Source organism: Paenibacillus enshidis, from assembly GCF_042136365.1.
GTDB lineage: Bacteria > Bacillota > Bacilli > Paenibacillales > Paenibacillaceae > Paenibacillus > Paenibacillus enshidis.
Genome location: NZ_JBHHMI010000005.1, coordinates 34787 through 55614, shown reverse-complemented (window position 1 = coordinate 55614; position 20828 = coordinate 34787). Strand labels below are relative to the sequence as shown.

Genomic DNA, 20828 nt, shown 5'->3' with positions numbered 1-20828 from the left:
TCAATTTTTTTAGCGGGCTCGTCCCGGCATCACTATGTACAAAGGATGGGGAGTACAAGTTGAAGAAAACAGTCTCTGTTATGGCCGCAGTCCTTACGGCTGCACTGGTCTTCCAGTCTGGCAACGTGCAAGCCGGCAGTATTTCGGATATTAATAAGCAGTTGAACCAACTGAACAACCAGTCCCAATCGGCCAAACAGGAGAAGGAAGATGCTGCTGCCCAGAAACAGCAAGCTCAGCACTACAAAAATAAGACAATGCAGCATTTGAAGCTTGTGCTGGAGCAGCTTAACGATGTGAGCGAGCAACTGACCCGTGTGGCTGTGGATATAGAAAATACGGAAGATAATCTGCGGAAGACGAAGCGGGAAATCCAGGAGGCGACCGACCGGATTGCGGCACGTGAGAAGACGCTGGAAAGCCGTGTGCGTCTGATGTATACGGATGGCACGGTATCTTATCTGGATGTGCTTCTGTCATCCACGAGCTTTAACGATTTTATTACCCGGATCGATTCGATTAAAATGATCGTGGATCAGGACCAGTTCCTGCTGGATGAGCATAAGAAGGACAAAGCTCTTGTCGTCAGCAAGAAAAAGGAGCTGGACGCCCAATATGCGTATGCCAAGAGCTTGTATACGATCAAGCAGGATGTGAAGAAGCAGCTTGACGCCAAGGAAGAGGAAAAGCAGCGTCTGATCGCAAGCTATAATGAGCGGATCATTGAAGCTGATGAAATTTCGGAGGAATCCGATCAAATGCTCGTTCAGATTGCGGGCAAACGCTCTGCGCTGCTTCAGCAAAAGAATAAGCTGCAGGCTGAACAAGCCGCGCGTGCTGCCAGAGCCAGGGCTGCAGCCGCAGCTGCGGCCGCCAAGCGTTCGTCTGGCAGCACAGCAGCTGCCAGCTCCTATATGGGGGGAAGCGGAGTTTTGGCGATGCCGGTCAGCGGCTACCGCCTGTCATCCGGCTACGGCCCCCGCACCCATCCGATCAGCGGACAGGTCGGCAAAATGCATACCGGGATAGACCTGGCTGCTCCTCAGGGGACGGACATTCACGCAGCTGAGGGCGGAGTCGTCATCGTGGCAGAATGGTGGAGCGGCTACGGCAACACTGTTGTCATTGACCACGGCAATGGTTTATGGACGCTTTACGGCCATATACGCAATGGCGGTATTAAGGTTAGGACAGGCCAGACGGTGAAGCGTGGAGAGAAAATAGCGGAAGTCGGCTCTACAGGCAACTCCACCGGACCGCACTGTCATTTCGAGGTTCGCGAGAACAACAGTCCTGTGAACCCATGGAATTATTTATAATGTGATTCGAACCCTATTTATACCGTGATGCACCACATCGGTTATAAATAGGGTTTATTTTTAAAGTACCATCCGTGCCGGGACAGAAATTTTTTCAGATTTGAAATCTCCGTCCGATCAGGGGATAATGGGGGAGCGGCCTGCTTGTTTTGCTGTCGCATGATCAGCAGAGTTTTATTTTACAGGGGATAAGACATAATATAAGAATGGTTTTCATGGAAAAACATACAAAGGCGGGTGAACGGTTCGTGTTGAAAAAAAGCACGGCGGTAATGCTAATGGTGATCGGACTGCTAGGAGGCAGCCTGTTGACCTTTGCTTATACAGGATATTCAGGTGGAACGGGCAGCGAGGCGGGAGAAGGTCTGCTGGCCAGTCTTGCAGGCAATGTGTCCCAACGGGATGACATGAAAAAAATTCAAACCGCGATGGAATTGATCGAGGGGCAGTATTATAAGGATGTTGATCGTACCAAGCTGGTGGACGGCGCCATTAACGGTATGATGGGAGCGCTCGATGATCCGTATTCCTCCTATATGGGCAAGGAAACGGCTGCACAATTCGAAGAATCCATTGAAGGCTCTTTTAGTGGGATCGGGGCCGAGGTTGCTTCCGAGAATGGAAAGGTTGTCATCGTCACTCCGATCAAAGGATCACCGGCGGAAAAAGCGGGCCTGCGGGCACAGGACATTATTTTATCCGTGAATGGCGCATCACTGGAAGGGCTTGACCTGAATGATGCTGTCTCCAAAATCCGCGGACCGAAAGGCAGCGAGGCGAAAATCAAGATCCAGCGGGCCAGCTCGACTGATTCACTCGAATACACGATTGTCCGTGACGATATTGATCTGGAAACCGTGACCGCCCATATGGAGAAGGATGGAGTAGGCGTAATCACGATTACCCAGTTCTCCCTGAATACGGCCGACCGGTTCAAGGAAGAACTGGCGAAGCTGGAGAAGCAGAACATGAAGGGCCTCGTCATTGACGTGCGCAACAACCCGGGCGGCGTGCTTTCCGTGGTGATCGATATTGCACAGCAGTTTGTGCCTAAGGGTAAAACGATAGTGCAGGTGGAGGATAAGAATCAGAAGCGGGAGAAGGAAGTTTCCAAGGGTTCCAACAAACCTTACCCTGTAACTGTGCTGATGAATAAAGGCAGCGCCAGCGCCTCCGAAATTCTGGCAGGTGCGCTGCAGCAGTCGGCGGGCGCTACGCTGATCGGTGAAAATTCGTTCGGCAAGGGCACTGTCCAGACGAGCTATGATAAACAAATGGGCGACGGAAGCTTGCTCAAAATTACGATAGCCAAGTGGCTGACGCCTAACGGCACCTGGATTCACAAGAAGGGCATCGCACCGGATGTTGTGGTATCCCAGCCTGAATACTTTAGCGTAGCACCGCTCAGCAAAGAAAAGCCCCTTAAATACAACATGAACAATACGGATGTGAAGAATGCGCAGATTATGCTGAAGGGTCTCGGTTATAATCCGGGCCGCGAAGACGGTTATTTCGATAAAACGACGGAAGAAGCCGTCAAAGGATTCCAGAAAAAGGCGGGAATGACCGCTAACGGAGTCATTAATACGGAAACGGCCGGCAAGCTTGAGGCCAATCTTGTTGAAAGTATCCGTAATCCGAAAAACGATACACAGTTGAAGCGTGGAATTGAACAGATCCGGAAGGAAATGGCCGCAAGCGCGTCGAATTCAAAGTAAGGCAGCAGGGGAGGCTGGAAACAGCCTCCTTTCTTTTAGATATCATAATGAATAATATGTCCCGTACATACATCAGGACAGACAACAATTCCCTGTCTGTGAACAGGGCACCAGCGGGAGGGAGTGAATGGCTTTTGGATTGGGCTGTACAATGGGGCTGGAACGTACTGAATGCATTTTTGCAGCTGCTGACGCAGCCGTTTTATTATATTTCGATTATTATAGTTGCTCTGGGATACCGGCGGCAGATGCTGCTGGAACGAAAGCTGTTTCATACGAGGCTGCATGACTGGTTGCCCCAGACCTGGCGCGCGATCTGGACCGGATTGGCCGCGGGCTTACTGATTTCGCTTATTGGATTGTTCATAGGCGCTCACCTCACAACAGGGGCTGTCATCAGCTTATGGGTATGCACAGGCCTGCTCATGCTGCTGCGGGTTCGTTACCTGTGCTTCGCTTATGCGGCAGGTCTGCTCGGTGTCGTCCAGTTTGTTCTTGGCCTGGCAGAGAGCTGGCGGCCTGAAGGATGGCTGGGGGCTGCAGTGGCTGATATCCACGGCTTGGACATGCCTGCACTGCTGGTGCTGGTCGCTGTTTTGCATATGGCAGAAGCATTGCTGCTGCTGTGGAAGCGTGGAACGGCGGCAACGCCGATGTATTTTGAAGGCAAGCGCGGCAGATTGGTCGGGGGCTACCGGATGGAGGACTATTGGCCGATACCGCTGCTTCTGCTCGTTCCGGTGCAGGAAGGGGGGCTTACGCTCCCGTGGCCCGCGCTGTTCGGCGGTCAGACGGGCTATATGCTTGCCGCATTGCCGGTAATCATCGGCTTCAGCGGGTTGACGACCGGACGTCTGCCCGCCCATGCTGCAGCCAGCTCAGCCAGACGGCTGCTTCTGTACAGCCTGGTGCTGCTGGCGCTCAGCCTGGTGGCGGCGTGGTGGAGCCCGATCATGCTTGTTGCAGCGCTTTTCTCCTTTCTGGCACATGAGGCGCTGGTCTGGTTTGACAGCTACGAGGAGAGCCAGCTCAGCCCGTTATATGTTCATCCGGAAGAAGGGCTGCGTGTCCTGGCAGTGCTTCCGGGCAGTCCGGCGCACGAGCTGGGCATTACCGCAGGAGAAGCGGTCTACCGGGTCAACGGCGTGCTGATCCGGTCCAGGGAGGACCTGCATCAGGCTCTCCGCATGAATGCGGCGTTCTGCAAGCTGGAAATCCGCAATCTGCAGGGTGAGAGCAAGTTCCTGCAGCGGGGTCTGTATGAGGGAGACCATCATCAATTGGGCTTGGTGCTTGCTCCAGATGCGGATGCCGGCTGGTCGGTGCCAGCACGGCAGGCTTCGATCTATCAGGTGATTGCCATGCGCACTGGCGCCCGCCGCAGAAAGGCACGGGAATCGGGGCAAGGGCTGCCGGGAAAAGCGCAGAATCCCCTGGATTTGTAAGTTGAAGGAGTGTCCCAAAGGTCCATGACCCGTTTGGGCGCTCCTTTTTGGTTGTTGTGAGGCGCTCCGAGAACGAAGCATTCCTTCAATCGCTGTTGACCCCAAATTTCAGATGATAATTTCGAGGAAGAAATTCGGGGCCAAAGGCGAACGCTGTCGCTTTTCCGGAATCGCTTCGTCCTCTCCGCTGCTGCGTGCGTATCCCTATCATTAAGCCTCCGCTAGTTTGCGCGAAGTCTTCACCAAGCTTTAGGACTGAGTAGACCTTATTCCCACCAATTAGTCCCTATTTCGATCGAAAGTGGACTCAATGGACCTTATTGGAGTAAATTCTTGCAGTAATGGGTGGTTTTTCGACAAATAAAGGCTATACGGTCCACTCGTGTGCTGCGGAGTCATTTTTTGGACTAAATAGGGGTGCTGTGGTCCGCTGCTCTGGCACTTCCCATGCCTTTCCGAGTCAGCTTGCTTCAATCACGATCTCACAACCCGCGGGCTCACGTTTGAAGGGATCACTGAACTTTTTAAAAACAAAGCTGATATCGGAAAGATCGTCCGGCAGGGGAGGAGATACGACATAACTATAGGAAGCGTGTCCTTCGTTGCTTACACCGCTATGAAAACGGCAGCTATAAGGCTCCGGCAGATGAAGCTCAATGTTGCTGAACTCCTTGCTGTGTCTAAGAGGTTCGTTAGTTTCGTCCCAATCAATATCCAGGTTTATAACACTGGCGTTGCTGTACTGTCGTACGGAGCTGATCGTATAGAAGAATTCCTCATGCTCCTTGTATTTTAATACAGGGAGCAGCCTTCTGAATCCGGCCGGCTCGACAATCGGCTTATAATGTTCCTCACTTAGCAACACGCTGAATAGCATTTTTAGAAAGTCTTCATAGAGTCCGTAGGAATCCGCCCATTTGGCAATTATCTCGAATGGCGGGTAACCCGGAAGATTGTTTGCGACTTCTTTGCGCTGCATTAACAGCGAGCAAATTTGCTCATCAATATGGGATACTCTTTCATCATAATGCTCCGTTGGACGCTCAAATGCACGATGTCTCAATCAGAACCCTCCTCACATATGACTTGTACACTTATTACTTTATCAAATAGTAGTAAAAAAGGAGAGCCGAAATCAAAAACCTCTGCATCCATCGGACAACCGGCAGGATACAGAGGTTATATTTGTCTTACTGCTGCAGCTGCCGCAACACGGTAATTTCCACACGGCGGTTCTTCTGGCGTCCAGCGGCGGTGGAGTTATCCCCTGCGGGGCGTGTATCGGCATACCCGGCATATTGGAAATGTGTGGGGTTCAGCTGTTCACGTTCGATGAAAAAGCGCAGCACCGACAGCGCGCGTGCGCCGGACAGATCCCAGTTGTCACGGTAGACAGAACCGCTTCCGACAGGAACATTATCCGTATGGCCTTCAATGCTTACAGGTGTGTCCAGATTGCGGAACAGGCTGGCGAGCTTGGACAGGGTCGGAGCGGAGCCGGATTTAAGGGCCGCCCGTCCCGGATCAAACAGGAAACGGTCACTCAGCGTAATGGAAATTCCACGCGGCTCATCTGCAACGAAGATCTGGTTCTGAAGATTGTTGTCCTCCACATACTTTTGAATAACCCCCATCAGGTTCTGCAGCTCCTGTTCCTGCTTCCTGAAAGCCAGCTCGCGCGGGCTGAGTGTATCCGTGTCCTCGCTTCCTGTAATCGCACCTTCATTTTCCGTATCTGGGGGAGGATTGCGCGTTGTGTTCACATCCGCTGTCCCGGTCAGGCCGGAGCCCATCTCAACAATGGAACCCCCTGTACGAAACGTATTCTGCAGCGCCTGTGTGACATCATCGTATTTTGTCGTATCCAGTCGGCTAATGGCAAACATCATGACGAAAAATATAAGCAGCAGGGTAATCAAATCGGCATAGGTGATCAGCCAGCGGTCTCTGTTTCCGTGTTCCTGGCCGCGGCGGCGCCTGCGGCTAGCGCGTGCTCTCATTCAGGGCCTCCCTGGTTTCAGCGGATGGACTCACCCTGTGGTCAGGACGATGGTAGAACTCCAGCTTTTTGCGCACAAGCTGCGGGTTCTCGCCGTTCTGCACCGCGATAATTCCCTGCATCAGCATCTCAAGCGCGTTCAGTTCATCCTCGCCGCGTACCCGAATCTTGGATGCGATAGGCAGAAAGATCAGATTGGCGCTGGTTACGCCGTACAGCGTAGCTGTAAAAGCCAACGCGATGGAAGGGCCCAGCTCCGCAGGCGCGGTCAGGCTGCCCAGCACATGGATCAGTCCCATAACCGTACCGATAATTCCCATCGTTGGAGCATATCCTCCGGCGGACTCAAATATTTTGGCGTAGCCTTCATATCTCTGCTCCACGGCGTCAAGCTCAACTTCCAGAATCTCTTTTAACTGCTCCTGATCCGTACCGTCAACGACCAGCTGAATGCCTTCGCGGAGGAATTCATTGGGATGATCCATCGACGAACGCTCAAGCGCAAGCACACCCGAGCGGCGTGCGATCGCCGACATCGCAACAATATCTTCCAGCAGCTGACCCTTATCGAGGGGCTCCTTTCCAAAAGCAATGCGCAGCGCCTCCGGTATGGTACGCAGCTTGGAGGCGGGATAACTTATCACGACAGCCGCGGCTGTTCCGCCAAAAACGATCAGGGCGGCCGTCCACTGCAGCAGCCCGGAGAACTGACCTCCCTCCAGCATGAAACCTCCGATCAGAGCGGCCAGACCCGCAGCGATCCCAAGAAGTATGGTGATATCCAACTATGCTTCACTCCTATCCAGACTTTACGTTTGCATCCCATATACGAAAGATGTATAATAGTACGGGAACAAACATTCTTATTCAACATATATTTTCCGTATCATTTCTCGGGAAATATCGACATAGAAGAACGTTACCTCGAATATGATTGCATTCACACGATATTAACAACAATCTATAGTTTTTAAACGGCAAATACCGTCTGTTTTTGAATACTATAGATGTTTTGAATCGAAATTTGCGGTTTCCAGTGCTTCCATTTTAGACGATAAGGGTGATGCAGGGCAATGAGCGATATTGTTGTCAGCAACAAGACTTTTGAAATCCAGTCCGATTTTTCTCCCCAGGGCGACCAGCCCAAAGCGATATTTGAATTGGTCGAAGGCGTTCGACGGGGGCAGAGGCATCAGACGCTTCTCGGCGCTACAGGGACAGGGAAAACATTTACGATTGCGCAGACCATTGCCAAGCTGCAAAGGCCAACGCTGGTGATTGCGCATAACAAGACACTCGCTGCCCAGCTGGCAAGCGAGTTTAAGGAGTTTTTCCCGAACAACTCTGTTGATTATTTTGTGAGCTACTATGACTATTACCAGCCTGAAGCGTATATTCCTTCTTCAGACACTTATATAGAAAAGGATTCAAGCATTAATGAAGAAATCGACAAGCTCCGGCACTCTGCGACCAGCTCGCTGTTTGAGCGTCGTGACGTCATCATTGTGGCAAGCGTATCCTGTATTTACGGCCTCGGTTCGCCAGAGGAATACGGCAGCTTGCTGTTGTCCCTGCGCGTAGGAATGGAGAAGCCGCGCAATGAAATTTTGTCCAGGTTGGTAGATATCCAGTATCAGCGGAATGACATTAATTTTGTGCGGGGCACGTTCCGTGTGCGCGGGGACGTTATTGAAATTTTCCCGGCATCCCAGGGGGAGCACGCAATCCGGGTCGAGCTGTTCGGAGATGAAATAGAACGCATCACGGAGATTGACGTGCTTACAGGGGAACTGCTGGGCGAACGCGAGCATACGGCCATCTTCCCGGCATCTCACTTCGTTACCCGTGAAGAGAAAATGCGGGTGGCGCTGGTGAATATTGAACGGGAGTTGGAGGAACGTCTCGCCCAATTGCGGGCGGATGGCAAGCTGCTTGAGGCGCAGCGGCTGGAGCAGCGCACCCGCTATGATATTGAAATGATGAAGGAGGTCGGCTTCTGCTCCGGCATCGAGAACTACTCGGGTCCGCTGACGTTCCGTGAGCAGGGGGCGACCCCTTACACGCTGATGGATTATTTTCCGGATGATATGCTGATCGTCATCGATGAATCCCATGTGACGCTGCCTCAGATCCGCGCCATGTACAACGGGGACCGGGCCCGGAAAACGGTGCTGGTGGAGCATGGCTTCCGGCTGCCGTCCGCACTGGATAACCGGCCGCTGAGATTTGAGGAATTTGAAGATAAGGTGAAGCAGATCATCTATGTATCCGCAACGCCAGGACCGTATGAGCTGGAGAAATGCAATACGATGGTTGAGCAGATTATCCGGCCTACCGGTCTTCTGGATCCGGTAATTGAAGTCCGTCCGACTAAAGGGCAGATTGATGATCTGATCGGGGAAATCCGGACACGGGTCGAGAAGGATGAAAGAGTGCTCGTCACGACCCTGACGAAGAAGATGTCGGAGGACTTGACCGATTATCTGAAGGAGGTCGGAATCAAGGTCCGCTACATGCATTCTGAGATCAAAACGCTGGAACGGATGGCCATTCTGCGCGATCTGCGGCTTGGCACCTTCGACGTGCTGGTCGGAATCAACCTGCTGCGGGAAGGGCTGGACTTGCCTGAGGTTTCGCTGGTCACTATCCTGGATGCGGACAAGGAAGGCTTCCTGCGATCCGAGCGTTCCCTGATCCAGACGATCGGCCGTGCGGCCCGCAACAGCGAGGGGCTTGTCATCATGTATGGGGACAAGGTGACGGAATCCATGGACAGGGCCATCACGGAAACGGCCAGACGGCGGGAAATCCAGATTAAATACAATGAGGAACACGGCATTACACCGCAGACGATCCGCAAGAAGGTAAGGGATGTCATCGAAGCGACGAAGGTTGCCGAAACCCGCAATGATTATCTCACTGGCACCTCGGGCAAGATGTCGAAGAAGGAACGGCAGTCGCTTATCCAGCGCCTGGAGACGGAAATGAAGGAAGCCGCGAAGAACCTGCAGTTCGAACGGGCGGCGGAGCTGCGCGACGCTCTGCTGGAGCTGCAAGCGGAATAGGGATTACTGCGCTAGAATGTCAAATTTTGATGGGGACGGCAACTATTCCTGACCGTTCCCTTTACATAAAGCAGCGGCTGTTCCGGACTGCCAGTCCGGCTTAATGGCCGGAATGTGCTGTATAAAAGGGAGATGAAACTTTTGGCGAATGAAAGCATCATCATCAAAGGTGCAAGGGCACATAATCTGAAGAACATCGATGTCACCATTCCGCGCGACAAGTTTGTCGTGCTGACCGGGCTGAGCGGTTCGGGCAAATCATCGCTCGCCTTCGATACCATCTACGCAGAGGGGCAGCGGCGTTACGTCGAGTCCTTGTCGGCGTATGCCCGCCAGTTTCTGGGGCAGATGGAGAAGCCGGACGTGGATTCCATCGACGGACTGTCTCCTGCCATCTCCATTGACCAGAAGACGACAAGCCGCAATCCGCGTTCGACGGTGGGCACCGTAACGGAAATTTATGATTATTTGCGCCTGTTGTTTGCACGGATCGGACGGCCGCATTGTCCGGAGCACGGCATTGAAATCACCTCCCAGACGGTTGAGCAGATGGTAGACCGGATTATGCAGTATCCTGAGAAGACACGTCTGCAAATTCTTGGACCGGTCATATCCGGCCGTAAAGGGGAGCACAAAAGTCTGTTCTCCGATATTGCCAAGCAGGGCTTTGTCCGCGTTCGGGTAGACGGGGAGCTAAGGGATCTTTCGGAGCCAATCGAGCTGGAAAAAAACAAGAAACATACGATCGAAGTGGTAGTCGACCGGATCGTGGTTAAAGAGGATGTGCAGGCTCGGCTTGCAGATTCCATCGAAACAGCGCTGAAGCTGTCGGGCGGCCAATTGCTGGTTGACATTATCGGGCAGGAGGAGCTGCGCTTCAGCTCCAATTTTGCCTGCCCGATCTGCGGCTTCAGTATTGAAGAGCTTGCCCCCCGCATGTTTTCGTTCAACAGCCCGTTCGGGGCATGTCCTGATTGCGACGGTCTCGGCGTCAAGATGATCGTTGATCCCGAGCTGCTCATTCCCGATCCGCGCAAGACGATCGAGGCAGGGGCGTTTGAAGCCTGGAGCGGGGGAACCTCAACGTATTACCCACAGTTTCTGAAATCCGTATGCGAGCATTTCGACATTCCGCAGGATGTGCCGGTCAGTGAGCTGACCCAAGGGCAGATGAGTATTATTCTGTATGGCTCCGGCCAAGAGAAAGTCCGCTTTATTTACGAAAATGATTTTGGGCAGCGCAAGGAAGCATACGTTGCCTTCGAGGGCATTATCCCCAATCTGGAGCGTCGCTATCGTGAAACGGCTTCCGAAGGGATACGCGAATTCATCGAAGGGTTCATGGGATCAAAGCCCTGCGGCACCTGCAAAGGGCACCGGCTTAAGAAGGAGAGCCTTGCGGTAACCATTAATGATCAGAACATGGCTTATGCCACCAACCTTTCCATCGGGGAAGCCCGCATGTTCTTTGAAAATCTGGATCTCAGCGAAAAGGAACGGTCCATCGCCAACCTGATCCTGAAGGAAATCAACAGCCGCCTGGGCTTCCTGGTTAATGTAGGGCTGGATTATCTCACGATGAGCCGCGCGGCCGGTACGCTGTCCGGGGGAGAGGCGCAGCGCATCCGGCTGGCTACCCAGATCGGTTCAAGCCTGATGGGCGTGCTGTACATTTTGGACGAGCCCAGCATCGGACTTCATCAGCGTGACAATGACCGGCTGATCCAGACACTTGAGCATATGCGCAACCTTGGCAATACACTGATCGTCGTCGAGCATGACGAGGATACGATGTTTGCCGCTGATTTCATTATTGATATCGGTCCGGGAGCGGGTATCCACGGTGGACAGGTGATTGCACAGGGCACGCCGCAAGAAATCATGAACGATCCGAATTCGTTGACAGGCCAGTATCTTAGCGGCCGTAAATTCATTCCCGTGAGCCCGGAACGGCGCAAGCCGTCGGACAAGTGGTTGGAAATACGGGGAGCCAAGCAGAACAACTTGAAGAATGTCAACGTCAAAATTCCGCTCGGGGTATTCTCTGCGGTAACGGGTGTATCCGGCTCCGGCAAATCTACGCTTGTTAACGAGATTTTATACAAAACGCTGGCCCGTGACCTGAACAGAGCGCGGGTACGTCCCGGACAGTACAAGGAAATCCGTGGACTGGAGCATCTCGACAAGGTGATTGACATCGACCAGTCTCCGATCGGGCGCACGCCGCGCTCCAATCCGGCGACTTACACCGGAGTATTTGACGATATCCGCGATCTGTTTTCACAGACCAATGAAGCGAAGGTGCGCGGATACAAAAAAGGCCGCTTCAGCTTCAACACCAAAGGCGGCCGCTGTGAAGCATGCAGAGGGGACGGCATTATCAAAATTGAAATGCACTTCCTGCCTGATGTGTATGTGCCATGCGAGGTCTGCAAGGGCAAACGGTACAACCGCGAGACGCTTGAAGTGAAATACAAAAACAAAAGCATTTCGGATATTTTGGAGATGACCGTCGAGGATGCGACCAAATTTTTTGAAAATATTCCTAAAATACACCGTAAAATTCAGACCCTGCTGGATGTCGGTCTCGGTTATGTTACGTTGGGTCAACCGGCGACAACCCTGTCCGGCGGCGAGGCGCAGCGGGTAAAGCTGGCTTCCGAGCTTTATAGACGAAGCACCGGCAGAACGATTTATATTCTGGACGAGCCGACTACGGGGCTGCATGTTGACGATATAGACCGTCTGCTTAAGGTGCTGCACCGCCTGGTGGATTCGGGAGAAACCGTTTTGGTCATCGAGCATAATCTCGATGTCATCAAGACAGCGGACTATCTGATCGACCTGGGGCCGGAAGGTGGCAGCGGAGGCGGCACCATTTTGGCTACAGGTACACCTGAGGAGCTGGTGCAGGTAGAAGCCTCCTATACCGGCAAATACCTGAAGCCTGTGCTGGAGCGGGATACGGAAAGAAGCAAAACGCTGCAGGCGGCCGAGCTTGGCTGAATAAACCTATAATATTGACAGTCACCCTGTTATACTCGAACGGACATCGTCCGGGTTGTACAGGGTTTTTCTTTTTTGCAAAAAATACGTTTTGGCAAATATGGAGACGGGTAAATCATTTCATGCTTGCGCTCATGCAGGGAGAAGCAGAGGCGCATTACAGAAAGGATGATAGCAAGTTGAACTTTTTTGGAACAGCTATCCAAGGGAAGGAATGGATGAAGCTTTTGTCCGGAGTTGCGTTGTCGGTGCTGGTGATTGGGGCTTCGGCCGGGCTGTCAGGCGTGGCAGAAGCGAAGGCAGGAACACCGCAGGAAGCTGAAATTGCAACAAGCGCTGCAATCGGCCCGTTCGACGATGAGGGTTATGAACAAAATTACATTCAGCCTGTCTCGGGCGGAGGCTTTGCCGTTCTCCAGATGGAGAATGATGAAGCATCCAGCGTTCTAAAAGTGACATACAGCAAGCTGGACAGCGTGCTTGAGCCCTTATGGAAGCATTCTATAATATTGAACAAGCAATCCGGCTCCAGATCCGGCAGAGGCAACCAGCGCGAAACCGCTGACGGAGGACAACTGTGGCTGGCAGATTATATCAGTGAGCAATCGGACAGGGAACTGTTCGTTATTTGCACGGATTCCCAAGGGGATACTCTCTGGTCGAGTCCCTTGCAAACGGAAGAACTCTTCGGCAGCCGCACGGATACCCGGATCGGACTGGAGCCTCTGCAGGATGGCGGATTTCTTGTCTCGTCGCTGGATGAGTCAGCAGATGAGTTCACGGTCAGCAAATACGATCAGGCTGGAAAATTTCTTTGGCATAAAGTAACACGCCATACGGAAGCAGGCTGGCTTATTGGCAGCGGGAACGGTTATACCATGGTATTGAACCAGACTGGCGGGAGCAACGGACGTGGGCCTGTGGTCGTTCTGGCGGATGTATACGGCAGGGAGCAGGACAGGATAAATCTGAAGCTTGGCAACGCTATGAAAATATCCGGAATACAAGAGCTGGAGGATGACCGGATTGCTGTAACCGGGGAGTTGGAACGGGGAAAGAAACTAGTTAAGCGCACCCTCGTGTTGAATCGGCGGTTTCAGCCGGTGAGTTTGTCTCAGGAATATGGCCCAGGCAGTACCTATGTCCCTGCTGACCAGACAATTGTTCGCGTGGAGGACCAATATGACAGTATCGACAGCGGTAGCGGACTAACCATGCATGGTATTGTAATTACGGGGCTGGATGCCAAAGGAAGAGCCCAATGGCAGGCTTCTACGCATTATCGGGAAGATCCGTACTTCCAGGTTGTGTATGATGAAGATATAGTTTACAAAATTCCTGAAGGCTATGCCCTGATTAGCAAAACCTCCGGAAGCGGCTCCCTTGTGCTGGATTTCATCAAGATTCTGCTTCCAGGTATAGAGCAGGGCTCGTAGAATAGAAAAGTTTGAAATCATAGATTTCAAGCGATCATCGCGCTGAATAACCGCAACATTTTGCTCCGTCCGCAGTCCCTGACAGGAAAAGAATTATGCAAAAAACAGGACTATTGTAATTGTTATTTATGTCAATTTCATGGTAATTTCATACTATCTATACAAATCTATTCTTGGCCTCTCGCAGATGTGTGTCCGTAAAGAAATTGAGGAGAACATTGAGGTAAAATAGATTAGTATAAACTTGGATACATAGTCGGACGCTTTAGAGAAAACATAGTGGTAAGAGAGGAAACAGGTGAAGATGAGAATAAAGGGGAATGCTTGGCTTGCTGCAGGTCTGGGAGCGGTTGTATTTCTGGGCAGCAGCGGTACGGAGGCCGCAGCAGCGGGCGAAAAGGCGTTAAAGGCGCAAAAAATCAACGGTTCTATTTATGTCAATGTGAATGAACTCAATAAAGCGTTGGGGACAAGCGGCACTTACAACGGAGCCAGCGGGACTTATACATTGTCTACCGGTACGATTCCACAGGTTGTAGAAAAGGTATCGCCCTCAGTGGTTGGCATTATTGGCCGACCGGCTTCTTCGGATACTTCTTCCGGCGGCGACCGCTACAATCTGGCTCACGGCACCGGCGTCATTATCAAGAATAACGGGTGGATTGTTACGAACGCGCACGTTATTGACGGGCTGGACGAGGTGCTGGTCGTCACATCTGACGGCAAAACCTATGGCATTACGGAACAATTCAGCGATCCGGTCAGCGATTTGGCTGTAATCAAGATTAGCGCAAACAATTTGCAGCCTGCGGTGTTTACGGATTCAACCGCTCAGCTGCAGGTAGGGGAGCAGGTTATTGCGATCGGCACACCGATCTCTTTCTCGCTGCGCAACTCTGCGACAACAGGCGTCGTTAGTGGGCTGAATCGCGGGGTTAACGCCTCTTACAAGCTGATTCAGACGGATACGGCCATCAACCCGGGCAACAGCGGCGGACCGCTGGTCAACCTGAAAGGACAGGTGGTCGGGATTAATACGATGAAATTTTCAGCAGTAGGCATTGAGAATATGGGCTTCTCGATCCCGGCGGACACGGTTAAATATGTCATCAACCAGTTTTTTAAATACGGAGAAGTACGGCGGGCGAGCCTTGGCGTGGAGCTTGAAGAAAGCTGGTCAGCCATCGTTGGCCTTCCGACAGATGATCCGCTTACTGTGAAGGAGGTCGCTTCAGCGGAAGCAAGGCAGGCGCATATTGCCGAGGGGGATGAGCTCTACAGCATCAACGGGAAAAGGATGACGTCCATCATCGATATCAATGAGCTGATGAAGAGCTTTCAGCCTGGACAGACCGTTACACTCCTTATACAGTCGGACGGGGATATCGTTGAACGCAAACTGAAGCTGAGCAAGGATGACGGCAGCATGCTGGAGGCCGCGATGACTGAAGCCTCCGGGGAGCCTGCCGAATGAAGCGTATTGTTCAGTTCACTGTAGTATTAAAAAATAAGCACTTATAGGGGTACGAGTGTCAACAACTCATGACTCAAGTCACGAGCTTGTCTCTGCCTACGTCGTAGACAGTGCTTGCGCTTCACACAAGCCTTTTAGACTTATTCCTAACCAGTAGTGCAAACGCACCTTATCGTGCTCCTACCTTGGGGTGTTGGAACATCAGGACGGCTGACTTCGCCCCTGCAACAAGAGGTATACTCATGTTGCACTGTACCCCATGTACTTCATTCCTTTGCGGTACAGGTATAGTGATTGTTAAAGCAATAGGGATAGATAGGGTTTGTTTCAACGAGTGCCTTGGTTACTTGGTGATGGACATCCAGCAACTAACGGTTTTCTCTTGAACTATCTTTTCACTTGAATTCAGTATAGCTTGGATCAAGTGATCCATGGTTAAATTTTCATTATGGAAGGGGGAAGCATGGAGATTTCGGCTTGCGAGCTACCGATGGTAGCCCTTATGCCAAGCGCAATTCCTCACACGGCTAAAGCCGCGTGTCTCCATGCGCATTTGATGAATCCATTTCAAAAGAAAATGACCCGCAGGCTGGCGGCCGGTCTGACTGCCCTGAGCCTGCTCTTTCCGGTCCTTCCCGCCGCGGCGGATGGTGAATTAACGGAGCTTCGTCTGCAGACCGGCAGTATGACAGCCGTGGTGAACGGTCAGAATATTGCCATTGCGAAGCCTTATACCAAGAACGGCATAACGATGGTGCCTGTCGGTGTGTTCAAGAAAGCCTTTAACAGTCAAATTCGCCTTGAGCAAAGCGATGTGGTCAAGGTGATGAGCGGTCCTCATACGGTTGTTCTGACGATTGGCAGCCGGACGGCCTGGGTGGACGGACAGAAGGTAAAGCTGCCATCCGCACCGGAAATGAGCGGCGGCACGCTCATGGTACCGCTGCGGTCAGTGGCGGAAGGTCTGGGCGGCAGTCTGAAAACAGGCGGCGGCAGTCTCGTCGTCCGCATGGAAGCCAGCGCAGGCGCGGCTGCGGCAGAGCCGGAGGTGCCGACGATCGATAACGATGAGGGAAAAACAAAGGTCGGCAACAGCTATTACAATTGGTCGATGAGCTATCCGACAGGGCTGATGATTGGCGAAAGCGGGGAGGATGAGAGCATCGCCACCTTCATGAGCGAAGACGGCAGCTACTACATGGAGGTGCATGTCTCGCCGCAGCCGGTTCCGTATGATGCCGATGATCTGCTTCAGCAGCTTGTGCAGACGGCGAAGGAAACGGGCGAAACGATTATTGACCGCAGAGTTTATCCGGATGCGGAGGTGCCTTACGCACGCATCATAACCAAGGATGGGGACGGTTCACTCTGGGAGAACAGGCAGTATTATGGTCATGGTCAGGTGTATGCCGTATATCTGACCGATTCAACCGCCGCGAACTATAAGGATCTCAATAAATACGCAGGGCTTCTGAATTCGTTTAAAACCTCCTTTGACATGGATGACAAGGTCATTAAGGATATTTCCACCATCGAAGGCGGGATGAAGGATGCATACAATAGCGATTACGGCATAGCCCTGAAAATTCCGGCCGGCTGGACGGGGGACAATAGCAGCATGCTGTATGAGGGCCGGGACGGCTCCAAGCTCAAGCTTACCGTAACCTCAGCCCCGCAGGGCTTTGCTCTGGAAGACTGGAGCGCACAACTGCAGTCCTGGTTGAAGGATTCATTTATGTCTTCCGCTTATGAAGCGAAGAAAACATATCCGCTGGAAGTGGCGGGCAAGAACGCTATCATTCATGAATACCGCTATGACTTCGGGAACGGCTGGGTGAAGGAATATGATGTCATGCTGCAGGAGAACGGTTACCGCTATCTGGCGGAATACTCGTTCCCGGACGATGACGGCAAAGGGCAGGATCAGTTCGAGCTGTTGATTCGCAGCCTGGACATCGACTTCAGCGTGGTTTCCACCAACTTCGGCCAGCTCGAAGAGAATGAGTATCTGACAGACAAGACGAAAACGGATCGTAAAATATCAAAGGCCTACGGATATTCGGTAGACATCCCTTCCTACTGGACACCGGTGAGCGAACGCTTTGAGTCTGCGGATGTCGAATACGAGTTTCTCGGTGGCAGCTTTGCCATCCGAATTGATGAAGACCAGTCGTATGAAATGACGGTTTCCCAACTCAAGGATTTTTACGACAATGAGGCAAAGGATTACACGAACCTGAAGGTTGAGGAAGCGAAAGACATTAATTTTGCTGGAGTACCGGCCGTCTCTTTCACCTTCCATCAAACGGATAATAACGGCATTGCCTATACAGGCCGCCAAATTTTGCTGGAGCATAATGGCGCGACTTACATTCTGTCCACAACGCTGAATGATGCGAACAATACGGCCGCGCAATCGCTTGCTTTGAGTTCCGCATTAAATTCGTTCAAATTCGTCGATTAACATTTTTTAAGCAGAGCTCTATGATTTAGGGGCGCCCCAAAAGGATCCAAGTCCTGGGTGGGGGCCCCTTTTTCCGTGTTGTAAGACGCCCCGAGAAGGAAATATTCCTTGAATCGCTGTTGCCCTATTATTCGTGCCAGCTGAAAATTTTCTGAAAGGAATGCCTGGAAAGAGTAGAAGGGGGCCGCGCAGTCTGGTACACTAGATTAGTTACAAAGTCATTGATTTGTACAAAATGAAAGATGGGGCAGTACATTCCTGCTACACATTGCTCTTTTTCAGATACTTTGAGAAGTACGTCGATAGATGGTTTTCACTATATGAAATCGGTAATCGGAAAGTCAAGACATTCGGGCGCAGCGCGCCGATCAGGGAGGATTATATGGAAATACAGCAATTGCGGAGAGCAGACGTGGAGCTGCTGGCGCCGGCGGGCGACTGGGACTGCATGCGGGCGGCCGTGGCCAATGGGGCGGATGCGATCTTTTTCGGGGTGGAGAAGTTTAATGCCCGGGCACGCGCCAACAACTTCCGGATGGATGAGCTGCCGGAGATTATGGCGTTCTTGCACAGCTATGGGGTCAAAGGTTTTTTGACCTTTAATATCCTCGTTTTTGAAAATGAGCTGGAGGATGCCAAGGAGTTGATCGATGCCTGTATTGATGCAGGTGTGGATGCAGTGATTGTGCAGGACCTGGGCCTTGTGAAAATGATTCGCGAGATCTCGCCGGATTTTCCGATTCACGGTTCCACGCAGATGACCATCACTTCTCCGGAAGCCGTGGAATTTACGAAGCCGTTCAATATGGAACGGGTGGTGCTGGGACGGGAGAATAACCTCAAGCAGATCAAGAAAATCGGCGAGCAGGCAAAGCTGCCGATGGAAGTGTTTGTCCACGGGGCACTGTGTGTCTCTTATTCGGGCCAATGCCTGACATCCGAAATGTGGGGCGGACGGTCGGCCAACCGCGGCGAATGCGCACAGGCGTGCCGCCTGCCATATGACCTGATGGTAGACGGTGAGCAGAAGCCGATGGGCGATGTCGCCTACTTGCTGTCACCGAAGGATTTGGCTGCGATCGATATCATGCCTGAACTGATCGAAGCAGGTGTGACCTCTTTTAAGATTGAAGGACGCCTGAAGTCGCCTGAATATGTAGCTAACGTAGTCAGCAAGTACCGCAAGGCGATTGACCGGTACTTCGCAGATGACGACACGAAGCCGAGCAAAGAAGAAATACGCGAGCTGCAGCAGAGCTTCTCGCGTGGCTTTACGCATGGTTTCCTGGATGGAACGAATAACAAGAAACTCGTGGACGGCACATTCCCGAAAAGCCGTGGCGTCTACCTCGGACGGGTGGAGCAAATTTTGCGAGACGGGGTTGTGTGCCGGATTGAGGCGCCGCTTAAGCGTGGGGACGGCATTGTTTTCGATGCCGGCGATCCGACGAAGAAGGAAGAGGGCGGACGTGTCTATGACATTCGCCGCAAAGGCGTCAAGGTGGAAGGCGAAGCCGGCGAAGGCTGGATGATCGATATCGTGCCAGGCCGGAGCGATGTGGACCTGCGCCGTCTCCATATCGGCGACCGCATCTGGAAAACGAACGATCCGGCGCTGGACAAGCGCCTGCGCCAGACGTACGAGACGGAGAAGCCGTATCGGGTCTTCCCGGTGCATGTGAAGGCTGTAGGCCATCCCGGCCAGCCTTTGACGACATGGTGGACCGACGTGCAGAAGGGCACAACGGTCCGCGTTGATTCCGAGCTGGAACTGGAGATCGCCCAGAAGCGTCCAATGACCGCCGAGCTGCTCGAAGAGCAATTCGGCCGTCTGGGCGGGACTGTGTTCCAGCTTGAGGCACTGGACGTCCACCTGCACGGGGACGTCATCGTGCCAATGCGCGAGCTTAACAACATCCGCCGCAAGGCGGTGGAACAGCTCGCGGGCGAACGGCCGAAGCCGCCGGTCTATGTGAAACGGGCGGCCCAGGTTTACGGCGATGCGGCCGTGCCAGCAGCGCCGGTGGCGCGTGGTCAGGCGGAGCTGACCGCGCTGTGCCGCAGCCTCCCGCAGGTAGAGGCTGCGCTCGAAGCCGGCGTGCAGTTCATCTACGCCGACTTCGAGTTCATCAAGCAGTTCCCGGCTGCGGTTGAGGCCGTGCACGCCGCAGGGCGAAAGATTGCGCTGGTCACCCCGCGCATCCACATGCCCGGCGAGAACGGTTACCACAACAACATCCTGCGCCTCCAGCCCGATGCGGTGCTGGTGCGCAACACCGGTGCGCTCTATTTCTACCTGAAGCATCGCCGTGAAAATCTGGACGCGCAGCATCCGGAGCTGATCGGAGACTTCTCGCTGAATATCGCCAACCACAAGGCGGTCGATCTCTTCATGGAGGCCGGCTGTGATGCCGTAACACCGTCGTACGACCTGAACATCCAGCAGATGGTTGATCTGCTTGGACGGTCACGTACGGACAAAATGGAAGTCGTCATTCATCAGCATCTGCCGATGTTCCATACCGAACACTGCGTCTACTGCACCTTCCTGAGCGAAGGCACGGACTACACCAACTGCGGCCGTCCGTGCGAGGAGCACCGCGTCTCCCTGCAGGACCGCATCGGCATGTCCCATCCGGTCCGCGTGGACGAAGGCTGCCGCAACACGGTCTACAACGCCATCGAGCAGTCCGGCGCCGAGTACCTGTCCAACTTCATGGACCTCGGTGTCTCCCGCTTCCGCGTAGAGTTCCTGGAAGAGACGCCGGAACAGGTACACGAGGTCATCGACCTCTATAAACGCGCCCTGCGCGGCGAAATCAGCGGCACCCAGGTGTGGAAGACGCTGAAGGCTACTAACCAGCTTGGCGTGACAAGAGGGCAACTGGTGAAATAGAAATAG

At 52.9% G+C, this 20828-nt stretch carries 12 protein-coding genes; 9 read left to right on the top strand and 3 right to left on the bottom strand.

The window, feature by feature from the left end:
* Positions 1 to 59: 59 nt before the first annotated feature.
* The 3 genes from ACE41H_RS07845 to ACE41H_RS07835 all read left to right on the top strand — a co-directional run bounded on the left by ACE41H_RS07845 (position 60) and on the right by ACE41H_RS07835 (position 4482).
* A complete protein-coding gene (locus ACE41H_RS07845) occupies positions 60 to 1319 on the top strand; it encodes a murein hydrolase activator EnvC family protein (protein ID WP_375354572.1) in 1260 nt (419 codons plus the stop codon).
* A 248-nt stretch (positions 1320 to 1567) separates the two neighbouring features.
* Positions 1568 to 3037 carry a S41 family peptidase gene (locus ACE41H_RS07840; RefSeq protein ID WP_375354793.1) on the top strand — a complete coding sequence of 490 codons (1470 nt, stop codon included), beginning with the start codon at positions 1568 to 1570 and terminating at the stop codon, positions 3035 to 3037.
* Between the two features lie 134 nt (positions 3038 to 3171).
* A complete protein-coding gene (locus ACE41H_RS07835; RefSeq protein ID WP_375354571.1) occupies positions 3172 to 4482 on the top strand; it encodes a PDZ domain-containing protein in 1311 nt (436 codons plus the stop codon).
* 460 nt (positions 4483 to 4942) lie between these two features.
* On the opposite strand, the gene ACE41H_RS07830 is transcribed toward ACE41H_RS07835, so the two are convergent.
* From ACE41H_RS07830 to ACE41H_RS07820, 3 genes are all read right to left on the bottom strand, one after another.
* Positions 4943 to 5545, bottom strand: coding sequence for a hypothetical protein (locus tag ACE41H_RS07830; protein ID WP_375354570.1), 603 nt, complete (start codon positions 5543 to 5545; stop codon positions 4943 to 4945).
* Positions 5546 to 5672: 127 nt separating this feature from the next.
* Entirely contained in the window at positions 5673 to 6482 is an 810-nt protein-coding gene (locus tag ACE41H_RS07825; RefSeq protein WP_375354569.1) for a flagellar motor protein MotB, read from the bottom strand.
* Entirely contained in the window at positions 6466 to 7266 is an 801-nt protein-coding gene (locus ACE41H_RS07820) for a flagellar motor protein (RefSeq protein ID WP_375354568.1), read from the bottom strand. Before ACE41H_RS07820 ends, ACE41H_RS07825 begins: the two co-directional genes overlap by 17 nt.
* Before the next feature lie 288 nt (positions 7267 to 7554).
* Here ACE41H_RS07820 and uvrB point away from each other — a divergent pair, with 288 nt between their 5' ends.
* From uvrB to ACE41H_RS07790, 6 genes are all read left to right on the top strand, one after another.
* Positions 7555 to 9546 (top strand): excinuclease ABC subunit UvrB, encoded by a 1992-nt coding sequence (gene uvrB, locus ACE41H_RS07815; protein ID WP_375354566.1) that lies wholly within the window; start codon positions 7555 to 7557, stop codon positions 9544 to 9546.
* Between the two features lie 141 nt (positions 9547 to 9687).
* A complete protein-coding gene (uvrA, locus tag ACE41H_RS07810) occupies positions 9688 to 12552 on the top strand; it encodes an excinuclease ABC subunit UvrA (RefSeq protein WP_375354565.1) in 2865 nt (954 codons plus the stop codon).
* Positions 12553 to 12731: 179 nt separating this feature from the next.
* A complete protein-coding gene (locus tag ACE41H_RS07805; protein WP_375354564.1) occupies positions 12732 to 13988 on the top strand; it encodes a hypothetical protein in 1257 nt (418 codons plus the stop codon).
* A 304-nt stretch (positions 13989 to 14292) separates the two neighbouring features.
* The gene (locus ACE41H_RS07800; protein WP_375354562.1) at positions 14293 to 15462 is read left to right on the top strand and encodes a S1C family serine protease; all 1170 of its coding nucleotides are present in this window, start codon (positions 14293 to 14295) and stop codon (positions 15460 to 15462) included.
* 556 nt (positions 15463 to 16018) lie between these two features.
* Entirely contained in the window at positions 16019 to 17926 is a 1908-nt protein-coding gene (locus ACE41H_RS07795; RefSeq protein ID WP_375354791.1) for a stalk domain-containing protein, read from the top strand.
* Positions 17927 to 18308: 382 nt separating this feature from the next.
* A complete protein-coding gene (locus tag ACE41H_RS07790; protein WP_375354561.1) occupies positions 18309 to 20822 on the top strand; it encodes a U32 family peptidase in 2514 nt (837 codons plus the stop codon).
* The last annotated feature ends 6 nt before the right edge of the window (positions 20823 to 20828 follow it).

Bases quoted from the DNA above. Each gene is read 5' to 3' on its own strand.
- ACE41H_RS07790 (WP_375354561.1), top strand. From the start codon at position 18,309: ATGGAAATACAGCAATTGCGGAGAGCAGACGTGGAGCTGCTGGCGCCG.
- uvrB (WP_375354566.1), top strand. From the start codon at position 7,555: ATGAGCGATATTGTTGTCAGCAACAAGACTTTTGAAATCCAGTCCGAT.
- ACE41H_RS07825 (WP_375354569.1), bottom strand. From the start codon at position 6,482: ATGAGAGCACGCGCTAGCCGCAGGCGCCGCCGCGGCCAGGAACACGGA.
- ACE41H_RS07795 (WP_375354791.1), top strand. From the start codon at position 16,019: ATGAATCCATTTCAAAAGAAAATGACCCGCAGGCTGGCGGCCGGTCTG.
- ACE41H_RS07800 (WP_375354562.1), top strand. From the start codon at position 14,293: ATGAGAATAAAGGGGAATGCTTGGCTTGCTGCAGGTCTGGGAGCGGTT.